5 protein-coding genes and 2 pseudogenes are annotated in these 4,088 nt (G+C 59.0%); all 7 read right to left on the bottom strand.

The annotated features are described in order from the left end of the window. Window positions 1-17: 17 nt before the first annotated feature. Window positions 18-491 carry an extracellular solute-binding protein gene (locus tag GYA94_RS08670; RefSeq protein WP_049273834.1) on the bottom strand — a complete coding sequence of 158 codons (474 nt, stop codon included), beginning with the start codon at window positions 489-491 and terminating at the stop codon, window positions 18-20. Window positions 492-771: 280 nt separating this feature from the next. Further along, window positions 772-996 carry a DUF2798 domain-containing protein gene (locus tag GYA94_RS08665; protein WP_003465037.1) on the bottom strand — a complete coding sequence of 75 codons (225 nt, stop codon included), beginning with the start codon at window positions 994-996 and terminating at the stop codon, window positions 772-774. 54 nt (window positions 997-1,050) lie between these two features. Next, a complete protein-coding gene (locus GYA94_RS08660; RefSeq protein ID WP_003465039.1) occupies window positions 1,051-1,752 on the bottom strand; it encodes a cysteine hydrolase family protein in 702 nt (233 codons plus the stop codon). Between the two features lie 90 nt (window positions 1,753-1,842). Then, the gene (locus tag GYA94_RS08655) at window positions 1,843-2,433 is read right to left on the bottom strand and encodes a TetR/AcrR family transcriptional regulator (protein ID WP_003465041.1); all 591 of its coding nucleotides are present in this window, start codon (window positions 2,431-2,433) and stop codon (window positions 1,843-1,845) included. A gap of 81 nt (window positions 2,434-2,514) precedes the next feature. Then, window positions 2,515-3,192, bottom strand: a complete 678-nt coding sequence (locus GYA94_RS08650) for a GntR family transcriptional regulator (RefSeq protein ID WP_016487046.1) — start codon at window positions 3,190-3,192, stop codon at window positions 2,515-2,517. Window positions 3,193-3,261: 69 nt separating this feature from the next. Further along, window positions 3,262-3,459 (bottom strand): annotated as a pseudogene (locus GYA94_RS08645) (SDR family oxidoreductase); the annotation flags it as partial. 91 nt (window positions 3,460-3,550) lie between these two features. Next, a pseudogene (locus GYA94_RS08640) lies at window positions 3,551-3,709 on the bottom strand (MerR family transcriptional regulator); the annotation flags it as partial. Window positions 3,710-4,088 lie beyond the last annotated feature (379 nt).

The raw sequence follows: 4,088 nt of genomic DNA, 5'->3' as shown, positions 1-4,088 counted from the left end.
GGGAAAGCGCGATGAACCTATTTTTTGGTGTCCCAGAAGTCGGCCCAGGTCTTGGGTACGTCCGCGCCTTTGAACGCGTCCGTGCGATACGCCAGCACCGTGGAGTAGCTGATGTAGCCGACGCTGTATTCGTCCTTGAGGCTGTCGGGTATTTGCGCGGCATTGGGAATCAGCGCAAGGTCGAGCTTCTCGAACAGCCCTTCGGCTTCGCCACGGATGCAGTCGCCAGTGGGCAGGTCCACCACGTCCCAGGTGACCTTGCCGCTCTCGACCTGGGTCTTGATGATCGGGTAGGCCTTGGGCGAGCTGTCCTGTTTGAGCGTCAGACCGAGCTTTTTCGCCGCAGGCTCCAGGATCGCCTTGCTCTGGGCTTCCTGATAAGCACCGCCCTGGGATACGAACGTGATGTCCTCGGCCATGGCCTGGGTGGCGCTACCGATGAACAGGGCCAGACTCGCGAGTTGGAAAGCTGTAGTGCGCAATGTGCTCATGGAAAGACTCCGAATGGTTGGCAGATTTTCTTGGGCGAGCTGTAGGTTTTGTTGTCGGTCGCTCTGCGGGACCATGGAGGTCTAATGTACCGGCTTGTCCGTGAACGAAGCGGCTACAAATGCGCGGATGAAAAGTGGTTTATTGCGAAAATGCGAACGGGCACAGTATTTCGTGCGTCGGGTGCGGGCTTGCGCGCCTGTCGCGAGCAGCCCCGAAGCCCCCGGTAGGAGCGAGCATGCTCGCGATGGCGGTGTGTTGGGTGAGTCATAGCCAAGTCATTCAGCCCACCGTCATCCGCCTCACCACGCGCCGAATCATCGGCGCCGCCAGCACCACCACCGGCAACATCGATACCCACGACAGCGCCCACGCGTTCAACCAGCGGCCGGCAAAGGCCAGGTCGAGCGCATGGGGTGTGGTGGCGATGGCGGCCGCGACCGCGCAGGTCAGGCCGGATTGAACGACGCCGAAAACGAAATGCTCATAACGGGCGGGGATTTTCATCGGGGGTTCTCGAGAAAGAGCGGGGGGGCGCGATGCCCGGCCGCTCGGGCACGATCAAGCCGGTTGCAGTTGCGCGATAGTCTCTTCGGTGGTCCACAGCCCGTGGGCGAGGAAGCGGTAATTGATGATGGCCGCCAGGTAGCCGTCGCCATCCGGCAGGCGCGGGCCGGCGGTGGCGTCGCGTACCACGACTATTTCAAAGCCCTGTTCGAGCAGTTCGCGCAGGTGTGATTCCACGCAAAGGTTGGCCGCCATGCCGGCGAGGATGATCTGCGACACGCCTTTCTTGCGCAATTGCAGCGCCAGGTCGTTGGTTTCCGGGCCGTAGACCTTGTGCGGCGAGGCGATGATGGTCTCGCCGTCGAGAATGTACGGCTTGTAGATCTCGAGGAAATCGGCGCCGGAGCCTTCGAAGTTTTCCAGGGTGTTCGGTCCCTTGCGATCGAACATGCAGATGCTGTGCATGACCTTTTCCAGCGGACCGCCAAAATGCCAGTCGTGGTCGTGCGGGTAGTAATAGTGTGGCGACACGGCCACGGGCAGGTCGTGAGCCTTGAAGGCCTTGAACAGTTTTTCCAGGTTTTCGACGGTGTTGTTCTCGACGATGCTCTCACCGAACACCGCCCAACTGGCGCCGGCAGGGCTGAGGAAGTCGTTCTGTGGGTCGATGACCACCAGGGCGGCTTTGCTCAGGTCGAGCTTGAAACCAGTGGCAGGCAGTGCGGGTTCGGCGGGGTCGGCGTACAGATGGCTCATGACGATTTACCTCTTGGGTGCTTGCGTGGATGAGACGTGAATGTTGCTTTATATAAATGACCAGTCGTCTTATTAATGAGGAAAAAAAACTCACTCCAATAGCCGAGGCAAGACCATCGATACGAAACGCTGCAGAGGTGCACCGTCGCGCAGGACCTTGCCGCGCATGACCGCACCTTCCCAGCCTTCGACGATGACACTGGCCAGCGCTTCGGCGTCGTGAGTTTCAGAGAGTTCGCGGCGCTGCTGCGCTTCACGCAGGCAGCTCGCGAGCAAACCTTCCCAGCGCGCCAGCACATCGGCCAGACGCTTGCGGGTTTGTTCGCTGCCATTGGACATTTCCAGGGACAGGTTGCCAATCAGGCAACCCAGGCTGTATTCATGCTCGCCGTGCTCGAGCACCAGGGCCTGGAAGAACTGGCCGATGCGCTCCAGCGGCTTGACCCGGGCGTCGTAGAAGATCGGCCCGTGGCGGGTTTCGATCGAGGTCCAGTATTCCTCGAGGATCTCTGCCGCGAAGTCTTCCTTGCTGGCGAAGTAGTTGTAGAAAGAGCCCTTGGGAATCTCGGCAGCGGCGGTGATGTCCTGGACGCCGCAGCCGTTGAAGCCACGGTTGTGAACCACCTGGCGGCCAATCGACAGCAAACGGGATCTGACTTCGAGGTTGACCGGGCGAGCCATGACAGAGACATCCAGTGATGAGAAAGTTTTAATAAACTAACTGGTCATCTATGTTTCGTCAACAGTCGAATTGACTGCCAATCAGTCCGCCTGCGCCATCTCGATGTACTCGAGCATCTTCTCGTTGCCATCGAGAATGTCACGGCAGATGGCCGCCCGTGCCGCCGCGCCATCGCGGCGCTTGAGTGCGTCGAGCACTTCCCAGTGATGGTCGATGGCCATGCGCTCGTTGAAGTTGCCATAGGCACGGGCGATCAGTGGGCCGGTGCGCATCCACAGGCTATCGAGCAAACCCGCCAGCACCGGCATGCGCGCGATGGTGGTCAGCGCGTAGTGAAATTGCTGATTGCACTTGAGAGCGGCTTGCAAGTCCTGGGCGTTGATCGCGGCGATGTTGTTTTCGATGCAGGCTTGCAGGTCTGCGAGTTCGCTGTCGGTCACCAGCGCGGCGGCCGTCTCCGCAGCCAGGCCTTCAAGCGCCAGGCGGATGCTGCGGATCTCGCCGTATTGCGCGGCGGTGAGGATGGGTACGCGGATGTCACGCGGGGTCTTGAGGATCAGCGCCTGTTCCTTGGCCAGTTGCAGGATCGCGTCGCGCACCGGTGTGACGCTGGTGCCCAGTTGTTCGGCCAGGTCGCGGATGCGCAGGCGGTCATCGGGCTGGAAACGCCCGGTGATCAGTGCCTCGCGCAGCAACTCGTAGATGCCACTGCCCAGGTAAGAGTGATTGAGGGTTTGAATAGGGTAGGGGTTGCTCATTGATCGCTCATCTGCGGCGGATGCCCGGCCCGAATGATGGAAGTTTCCGGCCGGGATTTCCAGATTATTTCAGACGTGCTGACCACCGTTGACATGAATCTCCGAACCGTTGATGTACGACGCGCCTCGGGTGCAGAGGAAATGCACCAGGGATGCGACTTCTTCCGGCTTGCCCAAGCGGTGCATGGGGATCTGCTGATCGACGATCAGTTCGGTCCCGGCAGACAGGATCGACGTCTCGATCTCACCCGGTGCAATCGCATTGACGGGGTTTGGGGAGCAATGGAACCAAAAACCAACGTAAGCTCTGAATCCCACCGTAAAGGGGCTTTCCGATCTCCAGCTCACCCGCCAGGCATTACTCTCTGATCAGTGCCTCGATGATCGGGCAGATCGTTCCGCCGTCTCCCGCATCACATTGCTGCACCAGTTCGCCTAACAGTTGCTGCATGACGACCAAGTCGGCCATCTTCTGCTCGATCAACGCGAGCTTGCGTGCAGCCCGTGCTCGCGTTTCTGTGGGAGGAAAATAAAGTGTCATCCTAACTACAGGACCCTGCAACGTAGCAATTCCTGCAAAAATCCATTTAAAACAATGACTTATTTCAATTCTGCCATCTGCAAGCGTTTTGTGGGGATGGAGGCCGGAATCATTAAAGTATCATCCTAATTTTCGCTCAACCTTGGAAAATGCTGAGAATCGTAAAAATAAAGTTTCATCCTTTCCGCTACTAGTTCAAGGCTTTCCCGCCGCTTTCTTCCGGCCGCCGGCAACAACGCTGCTTGGCTGAGGCGATCCACTTGCGCTACCGCTCACTGATCAGATCGCACTTGAACTCGACGAGCAGCCAACCATCAGGCCGAGCGTGATCGCCAAAAAAAAGGTTCATCGCGCT

This window comes from Pseudomonas juntendi (assembly GCF_009932375.1).
Classification (GTDB): Bacteria; Pseudomonadota; Gammaproteobacteria; order Pseudomonadales; family Pseudomonadaceae; genus Aquipseudomonas; species Aquipseudomonas juntendi.
The sequence above is the reverse complement of the archived record's forward strand: the minus strand, read 5'-3'. Positions and strand labels throughout refer to the sequence as shown.